Source organism: Oceanimonas sp. AH20CE76 (assembly GCF_039654065.1).
Taxonomy (GTDB): Bacteria; Pseudomonadota; Gammaproteobacteria; order Enterobacterales; family Aeromonadaceae; genus Oceanimonas; species Oceanimonas smirnovii.
Window position 1 is genome coordinate 1,947,621 of record NZ_CP155481.1, and the last position, 21,946, is coordinate 1,969,566.

General features: G+C 56.0%; 18 protein-coding genes, 1 tRNA gene and 2 riboswitches. Of the genes, 13 read left to right on the forward strand and 6 right to left on the reverse strand.

The window, feature by feature from the left end; genetic code table 11:
* Positions 1-72 precede the first annotated feature (72 nt).
* On the reverse strand, positions 73-1,206 hold the full coding sequence (locus N2M06_RS09460; RefSeq protein ID WP_346350633.1) for a 4-phosphoerythronate dehydrogenase: 1,134 nt from the start codon (positions 1,204-1,206) through the stop codon (positions 73-75).
* A gap of 101 nt (positions 1,207-1,307) precedes the next feature.
* On the opposite strand from N2M06_RS09460, the gene N2M06_RS09465 reads away from it, so the two are divergent.
* Positions 1,308-2,060, forward strand: a complete 753-nt coding sequence (locus tag N2M06_RS09465) for a phosphatase PAP2 family protein (RefSeq protein WP_346350634.1) — start codon at positions 1,308-1,310, stop codon at positions 2,058-2,060.
* A gap of 366 nt (positions 2,061-2,426) precedes the next feature.
* On the opposite strand, the gene fabB is transcribed toward N2M06_RS09465, so the two are convergent.
* Positions 2,427-3,641 carry a beta-ketoacyl-ACP synthase I gene (gene fabB / locus N2M06_RS09470; protein WP_019934849.1) on the reverse strand — a complete coding sequence of 405 codons (1,215 nt, stop codon included), beginning with the start codon at positions 3,639-3,641 and terminating at the stop codon, positions 2,427-2,429.
* Between the two features lie 107 nt (positions 3,642-3,748).
* Between fabB and mnmC the strand changes: the two genes are divergently transcribed.
* The gene (gene mnmC, locus N2M06_RS09475) at positions 3,749-5,731 is read left to right on the forward strand and encodes a bifunctional tRNA (5-methylaminomethyl-2-thiouridine)(34)-methyltransferase MnmD/FAD-dependent 5-carboxymethylaminomethyl-2-thiouridine(34) oxidoreductase MnmC (protein ID WP_346350635.1); all 1,983 of its coding nucleotides are present in this window, start codon (positions 3,749-3,751) and stop codon (positions 5,729-5,731) included.
* 160 nt (positions 5,732-5,891) lie between these two features.
* Here mnmC and N2M06_RS09480 read toward each other — a convergent pair whose 3' ends face one another.
* Positions 5,892-6,392 carry a DUF922 domain-containing protein gene (locus N2M06_RS09480; protein ID WP_346350636.1) on the reverse strand — a complete coding sequence of 167 codons (501 nt, stop codon included), beginning with the start codon at positions 6,390-6,392 and terminating at the stop codon, positions 5,892-5,894.
* 175 nt (positions 6,393-6,567) lie between these two features.
* On the opposite strand from N2M06_RS09480, the gene corA reads away from it, so the two are divergent.
* The 3 genes from corA to N2M06_RS09495 all read left to right on the forward strand — a co-directional run bounded on the left by corA (position 6,568) and on the right by N2M06_RS09495 (position 8,583).
* Positions 6,568-7,515 (forward strand): magnesium/cobalt transporter CorA, encoded by a 948-nt coding sequence (corA, locus tag N2M06_RS09485; protein ID WP_019934852.1) that lies wholly within the window; start codon positions 6,568-6,570, stop codon positions 7,513-7,515.
* Positions 7,516-7,571: 56 nt separating this feature from the next.
* Positions 7,572-8,045, forward strand: a complete 474-nt coding sequence (locus tag N2M06_RS09490) for a CreA family protein (RefSeq protein WP_019934853.1) — start codon at positions 7,572-7,574, stop codon at positions 8,043-8,045.
* A gap of 88 nt (positions 8,046-8,133) precedes the next feature.
* Positions 8,134-8,583, forward strand: coding sequence for a Dps family protein (locus N2M06_RS09495; RefSeq protein WP_019934854.1), 450 nt, complete (start codon positions 8,134-8,136; stop codon positions 8,581-8,583).
* A gap of 58 nt (positions 8,584-8,641) precedes the next feature.
* Here N2M06_RS09495 and uvrB read toward each other — a convergent pair whose 3' ends face one another.
* A complete protein-coding gene (gene uvrB / locus N2M06_RS09500) occupies positions 8,642-10,642 on the reverse strand; it encodes an excinuclease ABC subunit UvrB (protein WP_019934855.1) in 2,001 nt (666 codons plus the stop codon).
* A 140-nt stretch (positions 10,643-10,782) separates the two neighbouring features.
* On the opposite strand from uvrB, the gene N2M06_RS09505 reads away from it, so the two are divergent.
* A tRNA-Asn gene (locus tag N2M06_RS09505) sits at positions 10,783-10,858 on the forward strand.
* Between the two features lie 489 nt (positions 10,859-11,347).
* Here the strand turns inward: N2M06_RS09505 and nagE are convergent.
* The gene (gene nagE / locus N2M06_RS09510; protein WP_346350637.1) at positions 11,348-12,841 is read right to left on the reverse strand and encodes an N-acetylglucosamine-specific PTS transporter subunit IIBC; all 1,494 of its coding nucleotides are present in this window, start codon (positions 12,839-12,841) and stop codon (positions 11,348-11,350) included.
* Positions 12,842-12,940: 99 nt separating this feature from the next.
* Here nagE and nagB point away from each other — a divergent pair, with 99 nt between their 5' ends.
* The 5 genes from nagB (at position 12,941) to N2M06_RS09535 (ending at position 17,204) form a co-directional block, all read left to right on the forward strand.
* Positions 12,941-13,735 carry a glucosamine-6-phosphate deaminase gene (nagB, locus tag N2M06_RS09515; protein WP_346350638.1) on the forward strand — a complete coding sequence of 265 codons (795 nt, stop codon included), beginning with the start codon at positions 12,941-12,943 and terminating at the stop codon, positions 13,733-13,735.
* Positions 13,736-13,738: 3 nt separating this feature from the next.
* Positions 13,739-14,881: an N-acetylglucosamine-6-phosphate deacetylase gene (gene nagA / locus N2M06_RS09520; protein ID WP_346350639.1), complete on the forward strand. Its 1,143-nt coding sequence runs from the start codon at positions 13,739-13,741 to the stop codon at positions 14,879-14,881.
* Positions 14,878-16,092 (forward strand): ROK family transcriptional regulator, encoded by a 1,215-nt coding sequence (locus N2M06_RS09525; protein ID WP_346350640.1) that lies wholly within the window; start codon positions 14,878-14,880, stop codon positions 16,090-16,092. Before nagA ends, N2M06_RS09525 begins: the two co-directional genes overlap by 4 nt.
* On the forward strand, positions 16,089-16,403 hold the full coding sequence (locus N2M06_RS09530; protein ID WP_346350641.1) for a stress response translation initiation inhibitor YciH: 315 nt from the start codon (positions 16,089-16,091) through the stop codon (positions 16,401-16,403). Before N2M06_RS09525 ends, N2M06_RS09530 begins: the two co-directional genes overlap by 4 nt.
* 37 nt (positions 16,404-16,440) lie before the next feature.
* Positions 16,441-16,615: riboswitch (yybP-ykoY riboswitch) on the forward strand.
* A 25-nt stretch (positions 16,616-16,640) separates the two neighbouring features.
* On the forward strand, positions 16,641-17,204 hold the full coding sequence (locus N2M06_RS09535) for a TMEM165/GDT1 family protein (RefSeq protein ID WP_019934861.1): 564 nt from the start codon (positions 16,641-16,643) through the stop codon (positions 17,202-17,204).
* Positions 17,205-17,238: 34 nt separating this feature from the next.
* On the opposite strand, the gene nhaD is transcribed toward N2M06_RS09535, so the two are convergent.
* A complete protein-coding gene (nhaD, locus tag N2M06_RS09540; protein ID WP_019934862.1) occupies positions 17,239-18,684 on the reverse strand; it encodes a sodium:proton antiporter NhaD in 1,446 nt (481 codons plus the stop codon).
* Between the two features lie 279 nt (positions 18,685-18,963).
* Between nhaD and argA the strand changes: the two genes are divergently transcribed.
* Together argA and lysC are read left to right on the forward strand one after the other, a co-directional pair.
* Positions 18,964-20,292, forward strand: a complete 1,329-nt coding sequence (gene argA, locus N2M06_RS09545) for an amino-acid N-acetyltransferase (RefSeq protein WP_019934863.1) — start codon at positions 18,964-18,966, stop codon at positions 20,290-20,292.
* A 77-nt stretch (positions 20,293-20,369) separates the two neighbouring features.
* Positions 20,370-20,541: riboswitch (Lysine riboswitch) on the forward strand.
* 66 nt (positions 20,542-20,607) lie between these two features.
* Positions 20,608-21,945, forward strand: a complete 1,338-nt coding sequence (gene lysC / locus N2M06_RS09550) for a lysine-sensitive aspartokinase 3 (RefSeq protein ID WP_317075047.1) — start codon at positions 20,608-20,610, stop codon at positions 21,943-21,945.
* The last annotated feature ends 1 nt before the right edge of the window (position 21,946 follow it).

Consider the following 21,946-nt stretch of genomic DNA (forward strand, 5'->3'; position numbering starts at 1 on the left):
TGACGGTCCGGCTGACCATGGCACAAGTGTAGAAAAAAACAGTGCCAATAGGAACTTATCTGTCGGCTTATTCTAGTTATGCTTATCGGCCGCCTGTGCCGGCACCTTGAATCCGAGGCGCTCATCAAGACCGACGCCCTGCAATATCAGTGAGCCCAGCTCCCGGCGCTCTGCATAATGTTTGCGTAATGCATCAAAAAAATCCGGTGCGCCCGTGGCCAGACCACGACGAAAGCCGCTATCGTCATGCGCTATGTCGTACACCAGCCGGACCAGCTGCTCAAGCTGATGCTGACTGGGTGCGCGCGTCAGGCTCACAGCGCTGATATCCGGTGCGGGCAGCAGGCTGGCGGTACTGTGTTGCTCGGCACGGCCAATATGCTGACACAGAGCACGATAGAGCGCAAAAGTGCCCCTTGCCTTACCTTCCAGACTATAGCCGGCAATATGCGGCGTGGCGATCAGCACATAAGGGACCAGCGCTGCCAGCACGGCCGGCTCATGCTCCCATACATCCATGACCAGGGTCAGCGGCCTGGCACCCTGCTGGCGCGTAAGCAGTGCCTGATTATTCCAGACATCACCACGGCAGGCATTGATCAGTACCTGATTTTCATCAAGGGCAGCAATATGAGCGGCATTCAGCAGGTGATGAGTTGCATAAGGGCCCTGATGAGTAATGGGCACATGATAGCTGATGATATCAGCGCTCAGCGCCTGGTCATAATTGACAAGTCCTGCCGCACCGGCTGCGGCCTTGGGCGGATCACAGCGCAGTACTTTCATGCCCAGCCCTTCCGCCCGGCGAGCCACCTCCGAGCCGGTGTTGCCGGCCCCGATCACTGCCAGGGTTTTATCCGCCAGCTGCCAGTTTTTATGAGCCGCTACCCGCAGCAGGGCTGCCATCACATAGTCACCTACCGCCACCTTGTTGCAGCCCGGGGCACTGGCAAAGGCAATGCCGCGCTGCGCCAGCAGTTGCGTGTCGATATGGTCACAGCCAATGGTGGCGGTGCCGACGAACGTCAGTTTATTGGCTTGCTCCAGCAAATGCGCATTTACCTGCGTCACTGAGCGCACCAGCAGCGCATCGGTATCATGCAAGTCAGCCGGTACCATGGTACGACCGGGACGCGTAATGACCTCAGCCCAATCACCAAACAACTCCCGAACAAAGGGCATATTTTCATCGGCCAGCACTTTCATGACTATCTCCTTGTTAAATACAGCGTTATTGTACTCTGTCATTGCAACCGCTTCACTGCTACCTTGCTGCTTCGCTGCCTTGTTGTTATGAGATTCGCTTCATGAACTTGCGTTTGCTGTTGTTTGTTATTGTGTTGCTGATTGTGCCCGTGGCACTGGCCAGCCTGGCCTGGCAGTGGGATTTGCACTGGTTTCCGCTGCTGGATCTTGATGAGCCCCCTGCTCTGCTTGCTTACGCCATGACGCTGACGGTGGGCAAGCTGGGCATAGGTTTTACCCTGCTTGCCCTGAGCGCGCTGATCCTGCACCGCTGGCGCAGCCAGCCACGTCAGCTGCTGGTGTTTTTCTTCTGCCTGTTTGCGGCGCTGGGCAGTGCCTTTGTGACCAAAACGGTGGCCAAGCTGTATTTCAAGGAGCCCAGGCCCTATGTGCTGTGGCTGGTACAGCAGGACAAGCTGGCAGACAGCCGCCGTTTTTATGCCAGTCCGGAAGCCGAGCGTGAGCATGAGTTACAGCAAAGCCTCAGCCGGGTCAGCGATAACCAGATTCCGGACTGGCTCAAGCACCATTGGCAGGAAGAAGTGAACTATTCGTTTCCATCCGGACATTCGATTGCTGCCATGACCATTGCCGGCTTTTTTTGCCTGATGCTGGGCTACCGGCGTAAACCGGTATGGATAATGCTGACTCTGGCAGGCTGGGCGGTGGCAGTGTGTTATTCCCGTCTGCTGCTGGGCCTGCACTGGCCGGCGGATATTCTGGCCAGCAGCGTGCTGGGGCTGCTGTTTGGCGCAGCCGGTGCCTGGAGCTTTGTGGTGCTGGACCGGCGGTTGGCATCGCCTGAAAGCAGCTAGCTGAGCCGTAAGCTGTCAGCTGTAAGTAAAACAAAAAAGTGCATCTGATCGCCGGCATGTTGGGACCCGTACCAACCTGCCGTTAACGCGGGCAACGCCGATGTCGCTCGAAGCAGCAGTGGGGATTGCCGTAGCCGACCGTCAAATTCCAGGGATGGAATTTGCCGAGCGTCCATGGGGCTAGCTTGCTCGCCGTGATGAAGCAGTGAAGCTCGACCGAACATTAAGTATGTTCGCAGCGGGCTTTAATGCTGAATGCCATTGACCGAAGCGTGTCGGCGGAGTGCAACCGTACTGATGCTTCGCCCTCTCAGGCAGCAGGCATAAAAAAAGCGCCCGAAGGCGCTTTTTTGATCACCGGGCAGTTCAGGCCTTATATTTGCTGAACACCAGGCTGGCGTTGGTGCCGCCGAAACCAAAGCTGTTGGACATGACGGTGTCCAGCTCGGCTTCCTTGTACTCGGTCACGATGGGCAGGTTCTGCGCCTTTTCATCCAGCTCGGTAATGTTGATGCTCGGCGCAATAAAGCCGTGCTCCAGCATCAGCAGAGAGTAAACGGCCTCATGCACACCGGCGGCACCCAGGGCGTGACCGGTCATGGCCTTGGTGGCAGAGATGTAGGGCGCATGGTCGCCAAACAGGCTGTTGATGGCTTCCAGCTCTTTTACATCACCCACCGGGGTGGAGGTGCCGTGGGTGTTGATGTATTGCACCGGGGCCGGGGCCGTGGCCATGGCCTGCTTCATGCAGCGTACCGCGCCTTCACCAGACGGTGCTACCATGTCGTAGCCGTCTGAAGTGGCACCGTAACCGGTGATTTCGGCATAGATATGAGCGCCACGGGCCAGCGCGTGCTCCAGCTCTTCAACGACCACAATGCCGCCGCCACCGGAGATAACAAAGCCGTCGCGGCCGGCGTCGTAAGTACGGGACGCCAGCTCGGGGGTGTCGTTATATTTGCTGGACAGGGCGCCCATGGCGTCAAACTGCAGGGCCAAGGTCCAGTCCACTTCTTCACCGCCGCCGGCAAAGACGATGTCCTGCTTGCCCAGCTGAATTTGCTCCAGCGCGTGACCAATGCAGTGCGCAGAGGTGGCACAGGCAGAGCTGATGGTGTAGTTAATGCCCTTGATCTTGAAGGGCGTCGCCAGACAGGCGGAGGTGGTGGACGACATGGTGCGCGGCACCATGTAAGGGCCGACACGACGCACACCTTTTTCCCGCAGAATATCGCAGGCTTCAATCTGATTTTTGGAAGAGGCACCGCCGGAGCCGGTCACCAGACCGGTGCGCTCATTAGACACCTGGCTTTCATCCAGACCGGCATCGGCAATGGCCTGTTCCATGGACAGATAGGCAAACGCGGCAGCGTCGCCCATAAAGCGCATCACTTTACGATCGATGTGTTCGGCCGGGTTCAGTTTGATGTTGCCCCAGACCTGACTGCGCAGCTTATGATCGGCAAATTGCTGGGAAAAAGTGATGCCGGAGCGGCCGCCCTTGAGAGACTCAAGTACCTCTTCCTTGTTGTTGCCAATGCTGGAGACCACACCGATACCGGTAATGACTGCTCTTCTCATCTATCGTTCCTACTGTTTCGATTTGGTGCCAATTCTAACCATAAATCATGGTCAAACTGGTCAGCTTTCACATAAAATGACCGTTTTTTGCGGCCCCGGAGCGCTCAGTGTCTCACCGTTTTATTACCACCGCCCGTCTCGACTGGAATGACCAGGGAACCCCGGTCGCCACCGCCTTTGACGATGTCTATTTTTCCAACGATAACGGCCTGGAAGAAACCCGTTATGTGTTTCTTGGTAACAACGGCCTGCCACAACGCTTCGTCCACCACGACCGCGAGCTGTTCGTGGCGGCTGAAACCGGCTTCGGAACCGGCCTGAATTTTCTGGCAACCTGGAAGGCGTTCACCGACTACAAACGGCAACATCCTCAGGGTAAAACACGCCGGTTGCACTTCATCAGCGTGGAGAAATTTCCGCTCTCCCGCGACGATCTGCAACTCGCCCTGCGCCAATGGCCAGAGCTTACCATTTTAAGCGAACATATGTTAGCTGAATATCCGGTACTGGTTGACGGCTGTCACAGATTGCAGCTTGCAGACGATGTCTGCTTGGATTTATGGCTGGGAGATGTGGCCGAGATGCTGCCACAAATGGATGCCGGCCTCGCCGGCCGGGTCGATGCCTGGTATCTGGACGGCTTTGCACCTGGCAAAAATCCGGAGATGTGGACCCCTGAGCTGTTCACCCAGCTGGCCCGGCTGGCCCGTAACGGCGCAACACTGGCCACCTTTACCTCTGCCGGTTTCGTACGCCGCGGGCTGATTGAAGCCGGCTTTGACGTGAAGCGGGTCAAGGGCTTTGGCCGCAAGCGGGAAATGCTGGCAGGCTTTCGACGAACTGACACCCGCCTGCCCTGCCCTGCCCCCTGGTACTGGCGCAGGCCCGGGCAGGGTGAGCATACCCTGATAATCGGTGCCGGTGTGGCCGGTGCGGCCCTGGCCCGCCAGCTTGCCCGCCGGGGCCAGCAGGTAACGCTGCTGGAGCAGGCCGGCGCGCCGGCACAGGGCGCTTCCGGTAATCGTCAGGGAGCCATTTATCCGCTGCTGAACGGTGATCATGACACCCTGAGCCAGTTTTATCTGCCCGCCTTTTTATATGGCCGGCGTACGCTTGACCGGCTGGCACAGCGCCGGCCCTTTACCCACAGCTGGTGCGGCGTGGTGCAACTGGCCCACGATGACAAAAGCAGCAGTAAAATCGACAAACTGATGGCCGGAGGCTTTCCGCCTGAGCTGGTGCAGCCACTGTCAGCCGAAGAAATGAACAATACTGCCGGCATAAAGGCCAACCTGAGCGGCGTGGCCTATCCGCTGGGAGGCTGGGTGTGCCCTCACGAGCTCACTGCCGCCCTGCTGGCGGATGCCGGTGATATTGCCTGCCATTTTAATACCAGAGTAACCGGTCTTGAACGCAATCATGACGGCTGGCAAGTACAGACTGAACACGGTCACACCTTCAGTGCCGATAATGTGGTGCTGGCCAATGCTCATGCCCTGACCGAGCTTAAGCAAACCGAAGGCCTTGCTCTCTATCCGGTACGGGGGCAGGTCAATCACCAGCCCACAACCCCCGTGCTGGAAAAACTGAAAACCGTGGTGTGTTACGAAGGTTATCTCACTCCCGCCTGGCAGGGCCTGCATTGTGTGGGTGCCAGCTATAACAGACGTGATGCCGGACTGGATTACCGCGCGGAAGACGAAGCCGATAACCTGGCCAAACTGACAGCCACTCTGCCCGCCCTGGGCGAACTTGCGGCCTCCCCGGACGAAGGCCGGGTGGGTATTCGTGCCGCCTGCCGGGATCACCTGCCTTTAGCCGGCAGTGCACCCGATAAAGATGCTCAGCTGACGGATTATGCCGACATGCCAAGACGCGCCGGTCAGGCGTTCCCGCTGGCGGCGGATCATGAAGGGCTTTATGTGTTGTCGGGACTGGGCTCGCGGGGCATGTGTTCAGCCCCTTTGCTGGCAGAGCTGCTGGCATCACAAATCCTGGATGAGCCCCTGCCGCTCGGGCAACCGGTGCTGGATGCCCTTAATCCCAACCGCCACTGGCTGCGTAAACTGCTGAAAGGAAAACCTTTATAAAGCTGTGAGCTATAAGCTGTCAGCTGGCCGGAGTGGAGTGCCGAGCAAGAGCCGCATTTGCAATAAACGCAGTTTTTGCAGGCACAACACCACACCGGCAACACACTCAAAACAACTTACGGCTTATAGCTGACGGCTTACAGCTCCCCGAAGGGGTGGCTTATTGCGCTGGGCGGATAAGGCCGAGCTGACGGCCAAATTCGTGCTGACGCTGAAATTCCTGGAGCAGTCCCTGTGCGATGCCAAGCTGGTGGTAACCCACGTTGTCGGCGACCCGGTGCAGTTGCGTACAGCTAACCTGAGGAGCAATATCGAACAGGGAGCGCTCCAGCCATTCCGCAGCCAGCAGGGCACGCTCGCGCACCAGACGCTCATAGGCGGTCAGTGCCAGCCGGTAGTTCTGCCACTCCGGTGTTTGCGGCCATTCCAGTGGCTCGGTCACGGTTGCAGTCAATGACACCAGTACCTGAGACGGCACACAGCCTTGTTCAAGCTGTTCACCACTCAGCTGCCAGGACATACGGTAATCTACGTCTGCCAGGCTGGGCTGCAGCGCCGCCGAGCCATACACATCCACGGTTTGCCTGGCCTTCAGCTCCATGGCAGCAGAGACCGGCAAGGCAAGCATTGTCAGCAATGCAACAAAAATCACTTTCACCACGCAGACTCCGGAATGGCGCAAGACGAATATCATGATTATAAACCCGCCAGCGTCTCAAGTCATTTGAGTCTTTGATGGAAAAGACCGCAATTGACGGTGTCACTGGCATTCGTAACCTGACAAGTACAGCCCGGCTCTATATAGTGCAGACAAGCATGACTGGTTGGAGTGTTGCATGATCACAGCCTATATCCTGAATGGTAAGTCCCTGGAAATTCAGCCTCTGAGCCTGACAGACAGGCCGCCGCCCAATACCCTCTGGCTGGATATTCACAAGCCCGACGAGCAAGAGCAAAGCTGGATGCAGCAACTGTTTGTGGAGGAAGTGCCCGAGCTGGACGAGCTGGACGACATAGAGGCCTCGGCCCGTTTTTACCGGGACAAGGATGGCCTGCACATTCACTCTTTGTTTCCTCAGCGCATGGGCAAGGAAATTGACGGCATTAACGTGCTGTTTACGCTGCGTCAGAACATGCTGATCAGCTTTCGCGAGGACGATCTGGGCCTGATGCGGCTGCTGCGCCATTATATGCGCCAGGACCGGCTGGAAGTGGAAGATGCCCTCGATTTATTGCTGGAAATTTTTCAGCTGAAAATCGAGTACATCTCTGACCTGATTGAAGACGGCTATAAAACCCTGGAAGACACCGCCAAGGAAGTGCTTCATGTGGAAGACTTACGCCAGACCATGTCGAACCTGATGCTGCAGGAAGACGGTAATGGCCATATTCGTCTGGCCTTGTACGACACCCGGCGCGCGCTGCGTTTTATTCGTCGCACCCTGCGCAAGCAGGCCGGTGACGAGCAGCGCAAATGGATAGATGAGCTGCTGTATGATATTGAATCTCTGCTGCCGCACACCCAGTTCCTGTTCGACAAAATCAACTTTCAGCTGGAAGCGGCCATGGGTTTTACCAGCCTGGAGCAGAGCAAGGTGATCAAGATTTTCTCGGTGGCCGCCGTGGTGTTTCTGCCGCCCACCCTGATTGCCAGCATCTACGGCATGAACTTTGCGTTTATGCCCGAGCTGGCGCTGAAATACGGTTACCCGATGTCGCTGGTGCTGATGCTGCTGTCGGCCTGCGGCACCTATTACTTCTTCAAGCGCAAAGGCTGGCTGTGAACGTGAGGGATTGGGGGTTGGGGATTAGCGATATTGTTAACCGAGGAAGGGCATTGATGAAATACAGATATCTGGCTGTACTGGCGCTGGCTGCGGGCCTGGCTGGCTGTGATAACAACGAAGTGGGTGATGTGTCATTGGGCTTGTTTACCACCAAAGACATCAAAATCGAGGTGCTGACCGATCCGGAAGTGCCCGGCGTCACCTGTCATATGTCCAATATAGTGGCAGATCTGGATCTGGCAGATCCGTCAGACATGTCTATCAGTTGCCGGCAGACGGGAGAAATCACGCCGGCCATGATAGCTGGCATCGACCGTTCAAAAAGCGGTGAAATCGTCTTCAAGAAATCAAAGAGTATTTTTCTGAAGAGTCTGAAAATTCGCCGTATCTACGATGACACCAGTCAGAGCCTGCTTTATATCGCCTACAGCACCAAGGAAACCAGCGGCAGTTACAAGCACTCCATGTCAACCGTACCTCTGTGGGATACCGCCGCCTATCAGGCCGGGAGCACATTCCAACAATAGAGTTCATATGAAACTTATTGCTTTGCAGCCTGTTGATATCCGGAGCTAACTTTACTAGCCTGAATGCTCAACCATAGGAGGATAGTTCATGACTGACCATTCCAGAAAAGCCTGTGCCACTGCCCTGTCTCACGTTCTTGCTGACACTTATGTCCTTTATCTCAAGACTCACAACTATCACTGGAACGTTGAGGGTCCCAACTTTCGTCAGCTGCACTTGCTGTTTGAAGAGCAATATCAGGACATGTGGGCCGCCCTGGATGATATTGCCGAGCGCATTCGTGCACTGGGCGAATATGCACCGGGCACCTATACCAAATTTGTTGAGCTGGCAAAGATAAAGGAAAATCAGAACATTCCCACCGCCAGCGACATGCTCAAAGAGCTGGTTGCCGATAATGAGCTGCTTATCTCTACCCTGATTGAAGCGACCAAAACCGCTCAGGAAGCCGGAGACGAGCCGACTGCAGGCATGCTGACCGACCGCCAGACAGTTCATGAAAAAGCCGCCTGGATGATGCGTTCCATGCTGGCATAACCAGGGCACTCCACGATAAAAAAGCCGCCTTATTCAAGGCGGCTTTTTCGTCTCTGGCTCAGCTTCTTATCAGCTGCTCCCTGAGTACATGAATGCGATCCCGCACTTCGGCAGCCTGTTCAAACTCCAGATTCTGGGCGTGCGCCAGCATTTGCTGCTCCAGCTCATTGATTTGATGGCTGAGCTCTTTGGCACTGGGCAGGTGTTCGGGCAACGTCGTTTTCTCTTTCGCTCGTTTTGAGCCCACTCGTTTGGTGCCATCCAGATCCATCACATCGGTAATACGCTTGTTCAGGCCCTTGGGCACTATGCCATGCTCCGCGTTAAAGGCCTGCTGTTTGGCCCGGCGACGCTCTGTTTCCCCGATGGCTGCGGCCATGGAGCGGGTTACCCGGTCGGCATAGAGAATGGCCTTGCCGTTGAGGTTACGGGCAGCCCGGCCTATGGTCTGGATCAGCGAGCGCTCGGAGCGCAAGAAGCCTTCCTTGTCGGCATCGAGAATGGCCACCAGTGACACTTCCGGCATATCCAGACCTTCCCGCAGCAGGTTAATGCCCACCAGCACATCAAACTCGCCCAGGCGCAGATCGCGAATGATCTCCATGCGCTCTACCGTATCAATATCAGAATGCAGATAGCGAACTTTTACGCCGTGTTCGTTCAGGTATTCGGTGAGATCTTCCGCCATGCGCTTGGTAAGGGTGGTCACCAGCACCCGTTCCCCTTTTTCTATGCGCAGCCGGGCTTCCGACAGCAAATCATCCACCTGAGTAGCCACCGGCCGGACTTCAAGTTCAGGATCCAGCAGACCGGTAGGACGCACCACCTGCTCAGCAATATCATTACCGGACTTGTCGAGCTCATAAGGGCCGGGAGTGGCCGAGACAAAAACGGTCTGCGGCATCAGGGCTTCAAATTCTTCAAAGCGCAACGGCCGGTTGTCCAGCGCCGACGGCAGCCGGAAACCATATTCCACCAGGGTTTCCTTGCGGGAACGATCCCCTTTATACATGCCACCAATCTGCGGCACGGTCACGTGAGACTCATCAATAATCAGCAGGCCGTCATCAGGCAGATAGTCAAACAAGGTGGGCGGCGGCTCGCCTTCCGCCCTGCCTGACAGGTAGCGGGAGTAGTTTTCAATGCCGGAGCAATAACCCAGCTCCTGAATCATTTCTATATCAAACTGGGTACGCTGGCTGATACGCTGCTCTTCCAGCAGCTTGTTGGCAGAAATCAGCTGAGCCTTGCGCTCATTAAGCTCCGCTTTTATATGCTCTATGGCTTCCAGCAGGGTTTCCCGTGGTGTGACATAGTGGGTTTTAGGATAGATGGTAAACCGGGCCACCGTTTGCAATACAGTACCGGTCAGGGGATCAAACAGACTGATGCGCTCAATTTCATCATCAAACAACTCTACTCTTACTGCCTGATCGTCCGACTCTGCCGGAAAAATATCAATGACTTCCCCCCGCACTCTGAATGTGCCGCGCTGAAACGCGGCATCGTTGCGGCTGTATTGCAGCTCGGCCAGCCGGCGCAGCATGTCTCGCTGATCCAACACATCGCCGGTACGCAGGTGCAGCATCATGCTCAGGTAAGACTGGGGATCCCCCAGACCATAAATGGCAGACACCGAGGCCACAATAATGACATCACGCCGCTCCATCAGCGCTTTGGTCGCCGACAGACGCATCTGCTCGATATGATCATTGATGGATGCATCTTTCTCGATAAAGGTATCTGTGGTGGGCACGTAGGCTTCAGGCTGGTAGTAATCATAATAAGAGACGAAATACTCCACCGAGTTATGTGGAAAGAACTCCTTCATCTCACCATATAACTGAGCTGCCAGCGTTTTATTGGGTGCCAGCACCATGGTAGGCCGGTTGAGCGTGGCAATCACATTGGCCATGGTGAAAGTCTTGCCCGAGCCGGTTACCCCCAGCAAGGTCTGATGCGCCAGCCCCGATTCTATTCCATCCAGCAGCCTGGCAATGGCAGTGGGCTGATCGCCCCCGGGCTGATAATCACTGACCAGTTGAAACGTTTTACTCATGGACCCTGCCTCCTCGAATGCCGGTAAAGTGTACCCTCAGAAACGGGTTTCAGGCAAAAAACGGCGCTAATACTAAAAAGTCTCTTGGGACTTGACCCGGAACAATCAGGGGCGTATCATTCGCGGCCTCTTCACGAGATTCCCCCTTAGTTCAGTCGGTAGAACGGCGGACTGTTAATCCGTATGTCGCTGGTTCAAGTCCAGCAGGGGGAGCCATCTTTTGCCTTCCCGGCACTTGACTTATTCTACTTATCAACAATTCTGCTCGAGCAAAAATCACATGTTGGTTTTTTTGCTCCATGGCTCGCCGGTGTTTACAAACCGAGCGGGTTTTTTCTGTTGCATTTTTTAATCCATTGATTTTACAGCACTTATTTTCTGTCTGTTTTTTTACCGGTTCAATTGAAAGCCGCGTCCTGTCTGGCTTCTCACTGGTTTCAATCATGAAATCCACAACCTTATCCACAGAAAACGTGGATAACCCTGTCTACCCCTTGGCAGACAAGGCTTTCCGTTGCTGTGCATAACCCGGGATAAAAGGAGTGTCGAACGGGCCAGAACCTTTTTTATCGCCAAAGTTCACAGCCCCCGGGGTAACATCTTGTATTTTTACAAACATTATTCTCATCAAAGCGAGATAATCCGCCAGTTTGCATGACTTTTAACGCGTCTCGTATACACGAGCGCGCAAACCCCCTGAAAAGATCATTTTTTTCGCTTTCGCAGTGCTGCTGCTAGCGTCTCTGCTCTGGCACCCAGGACCACCTGAAGCCCATGATCACCCAGGTGCACCACTCCCCTGGCCCCAAGCGCACGCAATGCCTGCTCGTTAACCAGGCTGCTGTCTGCCACTGTAAGCCGCAACCGGGTAATACAGGCGTCGATATGCTCAAGGTTTTCGGCTCCGCCCAGCGCGGCAATAAAGGCGTCGGTATCATCTGCCTGATGTGCATCAGGCTCAGTGAATGAGACCACAGCTTCCGGCTCACGGCCGGGAGTGGCCAGGTTGAGCGTACGGATCAGCATATAAAATAAACAAAAGTAAACCACGCCGGTGGCCAGTCCCAGAGCCAGCAGCCGCCAGGGGTGGGTCGCCAGTCCCCAGTTCAGTATCAGATCAAACAGGCCGGCAGAAAAACCAAAGCCGTGCAATGTGCCCAGCCAGTTGGCTGCCACCAAAGACAAACCGGTCAGCAGCGCGTGCAGGCCATAGAGCAGCGGAGCCAGAAACATAAAGGTAAATTCCAGCGGCTCGGTAATACCGGTGAGAAAAGAGGTGAGCGCCACCGACAGCAGCAAGCCTGCGGCCCTGGTGCGGTTACCTTCGGGGGCGGCCAATATCATGGCCAGCGCCGCCGCCGGCAGCCCGAACATCATGACCGGGAAAAAACCGGCCATAAACACACCGGCGGTGGGATCACCGGCAAAAAAACGATTCAGATCGCCCCGGGTCACCTCGGTGGCGATCTGGGTAATTTCACCGCCATTGATGCCGGGCACGGCACCACCCACGCTCAGGCTCTGTGCCAATGCCGGTGCCAGACACACATTGTGCAGGCTGCCGGCCGCTTCGTAGCTGACCTTGATGCACTCATCAAGACCAAACCAGAACAATGAATTAAGCACATGATGCAGCCCCACCGGGATCAGCGCCCGGTTCAGCACGCCATAGGCAAACTGCCCTACCGAGCCGGAATTGGCCACCTCATGGCCAAAGGCATCGATACCCTGCTGTACATAGGGCCAGATATACCCCACCACAAAGGCAGCCAGCAAGCAGAACAAGCCTGTCATGATAGGTACCAGCCGCTTGCCACCAAAAAAGCCAAGGTATTCCGGTAACCTGACACCCTGAAACCGGTTATAGCTGTGACCGGCAATAATGCCGGCAATAATACCGCCAAAAAATGACAGGTTAAGATCTTCATTAATGGTGACGGCGGCACCGGTCAGCACAAAATAACCCACAGCACCGGCCAGCGCTGCCGCCCCGGCATCGTCCCGGGCCAGCCCCACTGCAATGCCCAGCCCGAACAACAGCGGCAACTGGTCAAAAATGGCCCCGCCTGCCGCCGCCATAAAGGGTATACTGAGCAAGTCGGGCTGCCCCAGCCGCAACAGCAGTGCCGCCACCGGCAAAGTGGCAATGGGCAGCATCAGCGCCTTGCCAAGGGTTTGCAGATATCCCAGAAATTTCATGGTGCTCTCCTGATTAACAGCATGCCAGACCAATGGCCCATGGTAAGAAAACGACAGTTTTTTTATGATAGAGAAACATCAATACTTTAAGGTTTAAATATGCGCCTAATTCCGCTCGCCACTCCCGAACAACTGGGCCGCCGTGCCGCCCGTTATATTGCCGATCGTATCAATGGTTTTGCGCCAACAGCAGACAGGCCCTTTGTGCTGGGTCTGCCCACCGGCAGCACGCCGCTAGACACTTATCGGGAGCTGGTGCGCCTGCACCGGGCCGGCGAGGTCAGTTTTCGCCATGTGGTGACCTTTAATATGGATGAATATGCCGGTCTGCCCCAAACGCATCCGCAAAGTTACCATTTCTTTATGCACGACAATTTGTTTCAGCACCTTGATATTGCGCCCGAAAATATCAATCTGTTGAATGGTATGGCGGACGATCTGCAGGCCGAATGTCGCCGTTATGAGAAAAAAATGACTGAGTACGGGCCTGTGCATTTGTTTTTGGGAGGTGTGGGCAGTGACGGCCATATTGCGTTTAATGAAGCGGCCTCTTCACTGGCGTCACGCACCCGGGTAATGGCCCTGACCGATTCTACCCGCCGGGCAAATGCCCGTTTCTTTGACCATGATCCGGCACAGGTTCCGCGTCACGCTCTGACGGTGGGCGTGGCCAATTTGCTGGAAGCAGAAGAAATCGTGCTGCTGGTTACCGGAGCTCACAAGGCAAGAGCGCTGCAGGCAGCGGTGGAAGGTCCGGTAAACCATCTGTGGACAGTATCGGCGCTGCAACTGCATCCGAACAGTCTGATATTCTGTGATGATGAAGCCACGCTGGAGCTGAAAGTGGGTACACTGCGCTATTTTCAACAACGTGAAAACCAGCTGGAAGTCTGATTGATGTTTGCCCTCACCCCTGATTCTGTCTTTGATGGCAAGGTGCTGCACCGGAACACCGCTGTGGTGATTGCGGGTGAACGGGTTCACGGGCTGGTGCCCGTGGCGGAGCTGGATAGCAGTATCAGACAGCACACCCTGCCCGGTGCTCTGTTGTGTGCCGGCTTTATTGATCTGCAGCTGAACGGCTGTGGCGGCGTTATGTTCAACCATGACATCAGCGCCGCCACCCTGGCACATATGCACGCCACCAACCTCCAATCCGGCACCACCAGCTTTTTGCCTACCCTGATCACCAGCCCCGATCAGGATATGCACCGGGCGGTACAGGTGGTCAGTGAATATCGAGCCCGGCACCCTTATCAAGTGCCGGGGCTGCATCTGGAAGGGCCATATACCAATATGGCCCGCAGAGGCATACATCCGGCCGCACAGATACGCCCTCTGAATGACACCATGCTTGAATTTTTATGCGGGCATGCCAACGACATTGCCATGCTGACCCTGGCACCTGAGGTCAACCGTGATTCGGCCATCACCCGGATCAGCAAGGCAGGTATTCGGGTGTCCATGGGACACACCGCAGCCAGCTATGAAGAAGCCATGGCAGGCTTTGCTGCCGGCATCGGCTTTGCGACTCATCTTTATAATGCCATGACCCCCACCGCCAATGGTCGTCTGCCCGGGGCCGTCGGGGCCGTGTATGACTCACTTACTGTGGGTGCCGGCATTATTGCCGACGGTCATCACGTACATTATGCCAATATTCGCCTTGCTCACCGCCTGCTGGGCACGCGTTTATGTCTGGTTACCGATGCCACCGCTGCCGCCGGTGCTCCTGAAGGGTTTGATCAATTTAACTTTTGTGGTGCCACCGTTTATGTGCGCAACGGTCAGTGTGTGGATGAAAATGGCACCCTTGGCGGCTCGGCACTGACCATGGCAGAAGGTGTCCGCAACCTGGTAAAACATGCCGGTCTTTCGCTGGAGCAGGCGCTGGCCATGGCCAGCTGCAATCCGGCGTGTGCACTCGGACTTGAGCAGCATATTGGCCTGCTTCAGGCAGGCCGGCTGGCTAACCTGGTGGCCCTTGATCAAAACCTGCAGGTGATCGCCACCATGGTAAACGGACGGTTTTCAGTATGACTCACGGAAAAATAGCCAATGTGGATCTGGTTAAACAGGTAAACAGTGCCGCCGTATACCGGCTCATTGACCATGCCGGCCCCATCTCCCGCGTGCGCATAGCCGAGCTCAGCCATCTGGCACCCGCCAGTGTCACCAAAATCACCCGCGCGTTACTGGAGCACGGATTAATTCAGGAGCTGGCGCATCAGGCTTCTACCGGTGGCCGGCGGGCAATATCACTGGCTACCGTTACTCAGCCCTTTTACCTGATTTCGGTAAAACTGGGCCGGGAAGAGCTGAGACTGACCTTATATAATCTGGCCGGAGACGAATTCGGCCGCCGGCTTTTGCCCTTTCCCAGCCGCGAAGCGGCCAATCTGCTGGCGGCATTACACCGCCATATAGACGATTTTATGCAGGCGTTTGGCAGCGGCAAGCAGATTATTGCGGTGGCAGTGATTATGCCCGGCCTGACTGATGCGCAGCATGGACAGGTAGTTTATCACCCCAGCTATCCGCTGGCGGGAGTGCCACTGGCAGCGCAGCTGGGCCATCAGCTTAAACTGCCGGTATTTATTGGCAACGATACGCGGGCTCAGGCATTGGCCGAGCATTATTTCGGGGCTTCTGCCGACTGCCTGGACTCAGTGCTGATACGGGTGCACCACGGTGTGGGTGCCGGCATTATTACCGAAGGCCGCATCTTTAAAAGCCAGGGCCGGGATGTAGCAGAGATAGGCCATATTCATGTAGACCCATTGGGTGAGCGCTGTGACTGCGGCAACGTGGGCTGCCTGGAAACCATGGTGGCCGACAAGGCGTTACTGCGCCAGGCCGGACGCATGCTGGCTCAGGGATATCGCAGCACACTGACAACAGAGACACTGTCCATTCATGCGCTGTGCCGTGCAGCTGCCGAGGGGGATCATCTGGCGCTGACGATTTTACGACGGGCGGCAGAGCGGCTGGGCCAGGCGCTGGCGATTGTAGTCAACCTGTTCAACCCGCAACGGGTGCTGCTGAGCGGTGCCCTGTGCGAGGCCGAAGACATTGTCTTTCCCATTATTAATCAGGCCATCAGCCATCAGTCTCTGCCCGGCTTTCATCAGGGCCAGCCGGTGATGCGCGCTCGTTTTCAGCATGATCAGACCATAGGCGGTCTGGCACTGGTGAAGCGCGCACTGCTGGAAGGAGAGCTGCTGCAACGCATTCTGGAGAAAAAATCATGAGCAATATCGTATTCAGCACCGATCCGGACTGGCAGCCGGGACAACAGGAGCACGATCACAAGGGGCTGTTTCCCGATGACGGTACAGTGCGACTGCGCCGGGAAACCAAGGGCCGCAAGGGTGCCGGCGTTATCTGTGTTTATGGCATTGGCCCGGCACAGGTGGGGGACGTGGCCAAAAAGCTGAAAAAACAGCTGGGTACTGGCGGTGCCGTTAAAAAAGGGGTGATTGAAATTCAGGGTGATCGGCTGGAGCAGATCAAGCAGTGGCTGGAAAAAGCCGGCTTTACGGTCAAGCAGGTGGGCGGCTGAGACTTGAACTTGCAGCCCAAATTACTATAATGCGGATTCCCTGCTCAAGGGGGAGTAGTCACTATCGGGCAATCAGCCTGAAGACGGTCGTCAACATAGTTGGTGCAAAATCACCATGGCGGCCGTGACCCTGACCGGTTTGACGAGACCTTTGACAGACGAGTGCCAATACCGGGGACGGGCGGCCAGTCGTCTGTTATTCGGCCTCATTACAAGCCTGTCCCCTTTGGAAGCACATTGGAAGCCCTCACCACCTCAACCCTTGCCGTAGCCATTGCCGAAATTGGTGACAAAACCCAACTGCTGGCGCTGGTACTGGCTTGCCGTTATCAAAAACCTTTGCTGATTGCCGCCGGCATTTTGCTGGCCACCGTGATTAACCATGCTCTTGCCGGTACTGTGGGCGTCTGGCTGCAAAGCTGGCTTGACCCTGACTGGCTGCGCTGGCTGCTGGCCGCGTCCTTTTTTGTAATGGCGGCATGGATGATGATTCCGGATAAGGCCGATGATACCGACAGCCGCTTTTATCGCCTTGGCCCTTTTATGGCCACCTTTATTCTGTTCTTTATCGCGGAAATCGGCGACAAGACCCAAATTGCCACCACGCTGCTGGCGGCGCGTTTCGTCGATGATTTCTGGTGGGTGGTGGCAGGCACAACGCTGGGCATGATGGCGGCCAACCTGCCGGTGGTGCTGGCCGGCCACAAAGGCAGCGGGCGTATTCCCATGCACTGGGTACATGGTATCAGCGCACTTATTTTTCTGGTGCTGGGGATTACTACGTTGTGGTGGCCATTATAACGAAAACGCCCCGCTCAGCGGGGCGTGTCAGCTGTCAGCCGTAAATACTGAAACTGTCGGCGTTCAGCCACAAATGCACCATGATGCTGGCCACATAGCCCAGCGCAATCACAGGGGTCCATTTAAGATGGCCGGCAAAGGTATACATGCCCCTTGCCTGGCCCATCAGCGCCACACCGGCCGCCGAGCCGATAGATAGCAAACTGCCGCCCACACCGGCGCTCAGGGTGATCAGCAACCAGTTGCCATGAGACATTTCCGGTTGCATGGTCAGCACGGCAAACATCACCGGAATGTTATCTACGATGGCTGACAGCACACCCAGGGTAATGTTGGCGTATACCGCATCCCAGCTGGTATAGAGCAGATCGGAGACCAGTGCCAGGTAGCCCATGTAACCCAGTCCGCCCACACACATGACCACACCATAAAAGAACAGCAGCGTGTCCCACTCGGCCCGGGCCACCCGGTTGAACACATCAAACGGCACCACGCTTCCCAGGCGTTTCAGGGCTTCATCATCACCCCGCTTGCGGGCCATGGCGCGTTTGCGTGCCAGTGAGCCCGGCAGAGTACGACGCAGAAAGTAACCGAAGAACTGCAGATAGCCCAGGCCAGTCATCATGCCCAGCACCGGCGGCAGGTGCAGCAGGCTGTGACAGGCCACGGCAGAAGCAATGGTCAGCAGGAACAGCATCACAATGCGAATGGCACCGCGCTTGAGTTCAATTTCTTCGTATTGTGCGGCCGGTTTGCGATTCTCGATAAAGAAGTTCATCACCAGCGCCGGCACCAGATAGTTCACCAGGGAAGGAATGAACAGAATAAAAAATTCGTTAAATTTCACAATACCGGCCTGCCAGACCATCAGTGTCGTGATATCACCAAAGGGGCTGAAGGCACCACCGGCGTTGGCGGCAATAACAATATTGACACAGCACAAATTGATAAAGCGTCTGTCACCTTCACCCACCTTGGTCACCACAGCACACATCAGCAGGGCCGTGGTCAGGTTATCGGCAATGGGCGAGATGAAAAAGGCGAGAAAACCGGTTAGCCAGAACAGTGATTTGTAACTGAATCCCTTGCGGATCATCCAGGCCCGCAAGGCATCAAACAGCCTGCGCTCTTCCATGGCATTGATATAGGTCATGGCCACCAGCAGGAAGAGCAGCAATTCTGCATATTCAAGCAAATTCTGACGAAAAGCGGCTTCCGTGACTCCGGGAATGCCGTTGTTCATGTAGGTCCAGCCTATCATGGTCCAGATCACACCGGCCGCCACCAGCACGGGTTTGGATTTGCGCAGGTGCAGGTATTCCTCTCCCATCACCAGCAAATAAGCCACCACAAAGATCCCTACCGCAAACACCCCTACCCCGGTGCTGGTCAGATCCAGCTGCCCGGTGGCAGCAGCAAAGGCCGGCGCGCTTACCAATGCCGCCAGGCCGCCCAGTAACAGGCACAGTTTCCTTGTCATTGTTATTCTCGCTTTTATATTGTTTTGACTATAGTTACAGGCTTTTTTCGTGACCGAGCAAAGCCCTTAAAAAGGCTAACATAAAGGCAGCCCTCGGCGCAGACCGGTTTCCCGACACGGCTCTCAGTTTTGCATTTAAAACAAGCCACCATCCGCCCGATACATGCGGGTAAAGCCTAACGCCGTCACACGCATTACAAAATGGATAATTAGTCTTGTTTTTTGCATGAATTTTCACGATGATAATCCGGTGTTTTTCAGGCAAGCAAGGACAAGCCCGTGCGCGAAAATGATGCCGCCCTGGTCAAGGCGTTTCGCCAATCCAGCCCCTATGTGAATCTTCACCGTGGCTCTACCTTTGTGATCATGCTCGGTGGTGAAGCCATCGATCAGGACAACTTTCCCAATATCATCAGTGATATTGCTCTGCTGACCAGCCTGGGTGTGAGGCTGGTAATTGTGTTTGGCGCCCGCCCCCAGATCGACCGTGGCCTGACCGAAGCGGGTCTGAGTGGCGTATTTCACAAGCACACAAGGGTGACCGACGAACCCAGCTTTCGCGTGATCAAGGACGTGTGCGGCGGCCTGCAGATGGACATTACCGCCCGTCTGTCCATGGGACTGATAAACACCCCCATGCAAAACGCCCGTATCAATGTGGTGACCGGCAACTTTGTGATTGCCCAGCCTCTGGGGGTGGATGACGGTGTGGATTACATTCATTCTGGCCGTGTGCGCCGTATTCACACCGATACCATTCATCATCAGCTGGCCAATGGCGCTACCGTGCTTATCTCCCCTATCGGTTTTTCGGTGACCGGTGAAAGTTTTAATTTGTCATCGGAAGAGCTGGCCCGCCGGCTGGCCATTGAGCTCAAGGCCGATAAGTTAATCGGCTTTTGCTCTCAGCGCGGTGTACTCAATGAAAACGGTGAAGCCATTGCCGAACTCTTCCCCGAGCAGGCAGAAGCACACTTGCAACAACTGCTGGAAGACGGCGAGAGCCTGTCGGGCACAGCCCGTTATCTGCGGGCTGCCATTTCCAGCTGCCGCGGTGGCGTGCCTCGCAGCCACCTGGTGAGCTACCGGGAAGACGGCGCGCTTATTCAGGAGCTGTTTACCCGCGATGGCCTGGGCACCCAAATTGTCAGCCTCAGTGCCGAGCAGGCCCGCCAGGCCCGCATTGATGATATTGGCGGCATTCTTGATCTGATCCGGCCCATGGAAGAAGAAGGGGTACTGGTGCGCCGCTCCCGGGAGCAACTGGAAATGGAAATTGACCAGTTCACCATTATCGAAAAAGACGGTGCCATTATCGGTTGCGCTGCCCTTTATCCGTTTCCGGAAGATGGCATGGCAGAAATGGCCTGTGTGGCCATTCATCCGGATTACCGTAAGGGCAGCCGGGGCGATATGCTGTTGCAAAAAATTGAAGAGCAGGCCCGTAAACGGGGAATGAGCCGGCTGTTTATTCTGACCACCCGCTCTATTCACTGGTTTCAGGAGCGGGGCTTCAAGCCGGATGATGTGAATGCGCTGCCCATGGGTAAACAGAAGCTGTATAACTTTCAGCGCCGCTCCAAAATCATGATTAAAGCGCTTAACTGAACGATTTAACCTCACCGTCATTGACAGTGATGCCATAAATCAGTAGTTATAGGGCCGCATCAGCACAATGTGCTGATACAGCAAGAAGAGGCGCGTTATTCAGGCAGCCGGCAGCAGGAGTCGCCACTCCGATGATCGCCGGTCAGGGGAATAACGCCGAGATTGAGAGCGTGGGCGTTGCGCTTTTGGTCGGCTGCGAAGGCTGAATCCTTCGGGCTGTCACCTGTTGGGTGGAGTGCTTCCTGATGACCTTTTCAATGTCTTCTCAGCCGTTCCCCCGTAATTTGAACTGATAAGCAAAGCAAGGAGCTTGCCTTGAACCAAACCGTTGTAGCCAAATTCGGTGGAACCAGCGTTGCCGACGCCGATGCCATGAGCCGCTGCGCCGCCATTCTTGAACAAAACCCCGACACTCGTCTGGCGGTGCTGAGTGCCAGCTCCGGCGTGACCAATCTGCTGGTAGCACTGGCATCGGGCAATCACGGTCCGGCCGAGCGGGAACAGATGCTGCAGCAATTAACCGCCATTGAGCAAGGCATTCTCGACAGCCTGCAGCGTCCGGAAATGCTCACCCGGCATATTGAAGACATTCTCAACCATATTCGTGAGCTGGCTGACAGTGCCGCCATCAGCCCTACCAAAGCGCTGAGCGATGAGATTGTGGCCCAGGGCGAAATGATGTCCACCAAGCTGTTTGTGGAATTACTGCGCAGCCGCGGCACCGATGCAGTCTGGTTTGATGTGCGCAAGGTAATGCGCACCGACGACCGCTTCAGCCGCGCCACCCCGGATCTGGTCACCCTGAAGGCAGAAGTGGAAAAAGAACTCAAGCCCCTGTGCGACAAACAACTGGTGGTCACTCAGGGCTTTATTGGTGCTGCCCCCGATGGCCGCACCACTACCCTTGGCCGGGGTGGCAGTGATTTTTCCGCCGCTCTGCTGACCGAAGCCCTGAACGCCTCAGCGGTGCAAATATGGACCGATGTGCCCGGCATTTACACCACGGATCCACGCCTGGTAAGCGAGGCCCGCGCCATTCCTGAAATCAGCTTCAGTGAAGCCTCGGAAATGGCCACCTTTGGTGCCAAGGTGCTGCACCCGGCCACCCTGCAGCCGGCGGTACGCTGTCAGATCCCGGTGTTTGTCGGCTCCAGCCGGGCACCGGAAGAAGGCGGCACCTGGATTCGCAACAGCACCCCCAGCCAGCCGCTGTTCCGGGCCCTGGCCCTGCGCCGCAATCAGGTGCTGCTGACCCTCACCAGCCAGAGCATGTTTCAGGCTCACGGTTTTCTGGCAGAAGTATTCGGCATTCTGGCCAAGCACAAAATCTCGGTGGATTTGATCACCACCTCTGAGATCAGCGTATCCCTGACACTGGACGCCGGTGCCGAGCTGCTGACCGAGGAAGTGAAAACCGAACTGGGCCGGCATTGCCATCTGAAAGTGGAAGACGGTCTGGCGCTGGTGGCACTGATTGGTAACCGCATGAGCGAGTCGGGCGGCACCGCCAGCCGCGTATTCCAGGCCATTGGCGATGTGAATATTCGCATGATCTGCTACGGTGCCAGCCCCCATAATTTCTGCTTTCTGGTGGAAGAAGACAAGGCTACTCAGGTCATTGCCGATCTGCACAAAGAACTGCTGCCGGCTTAAA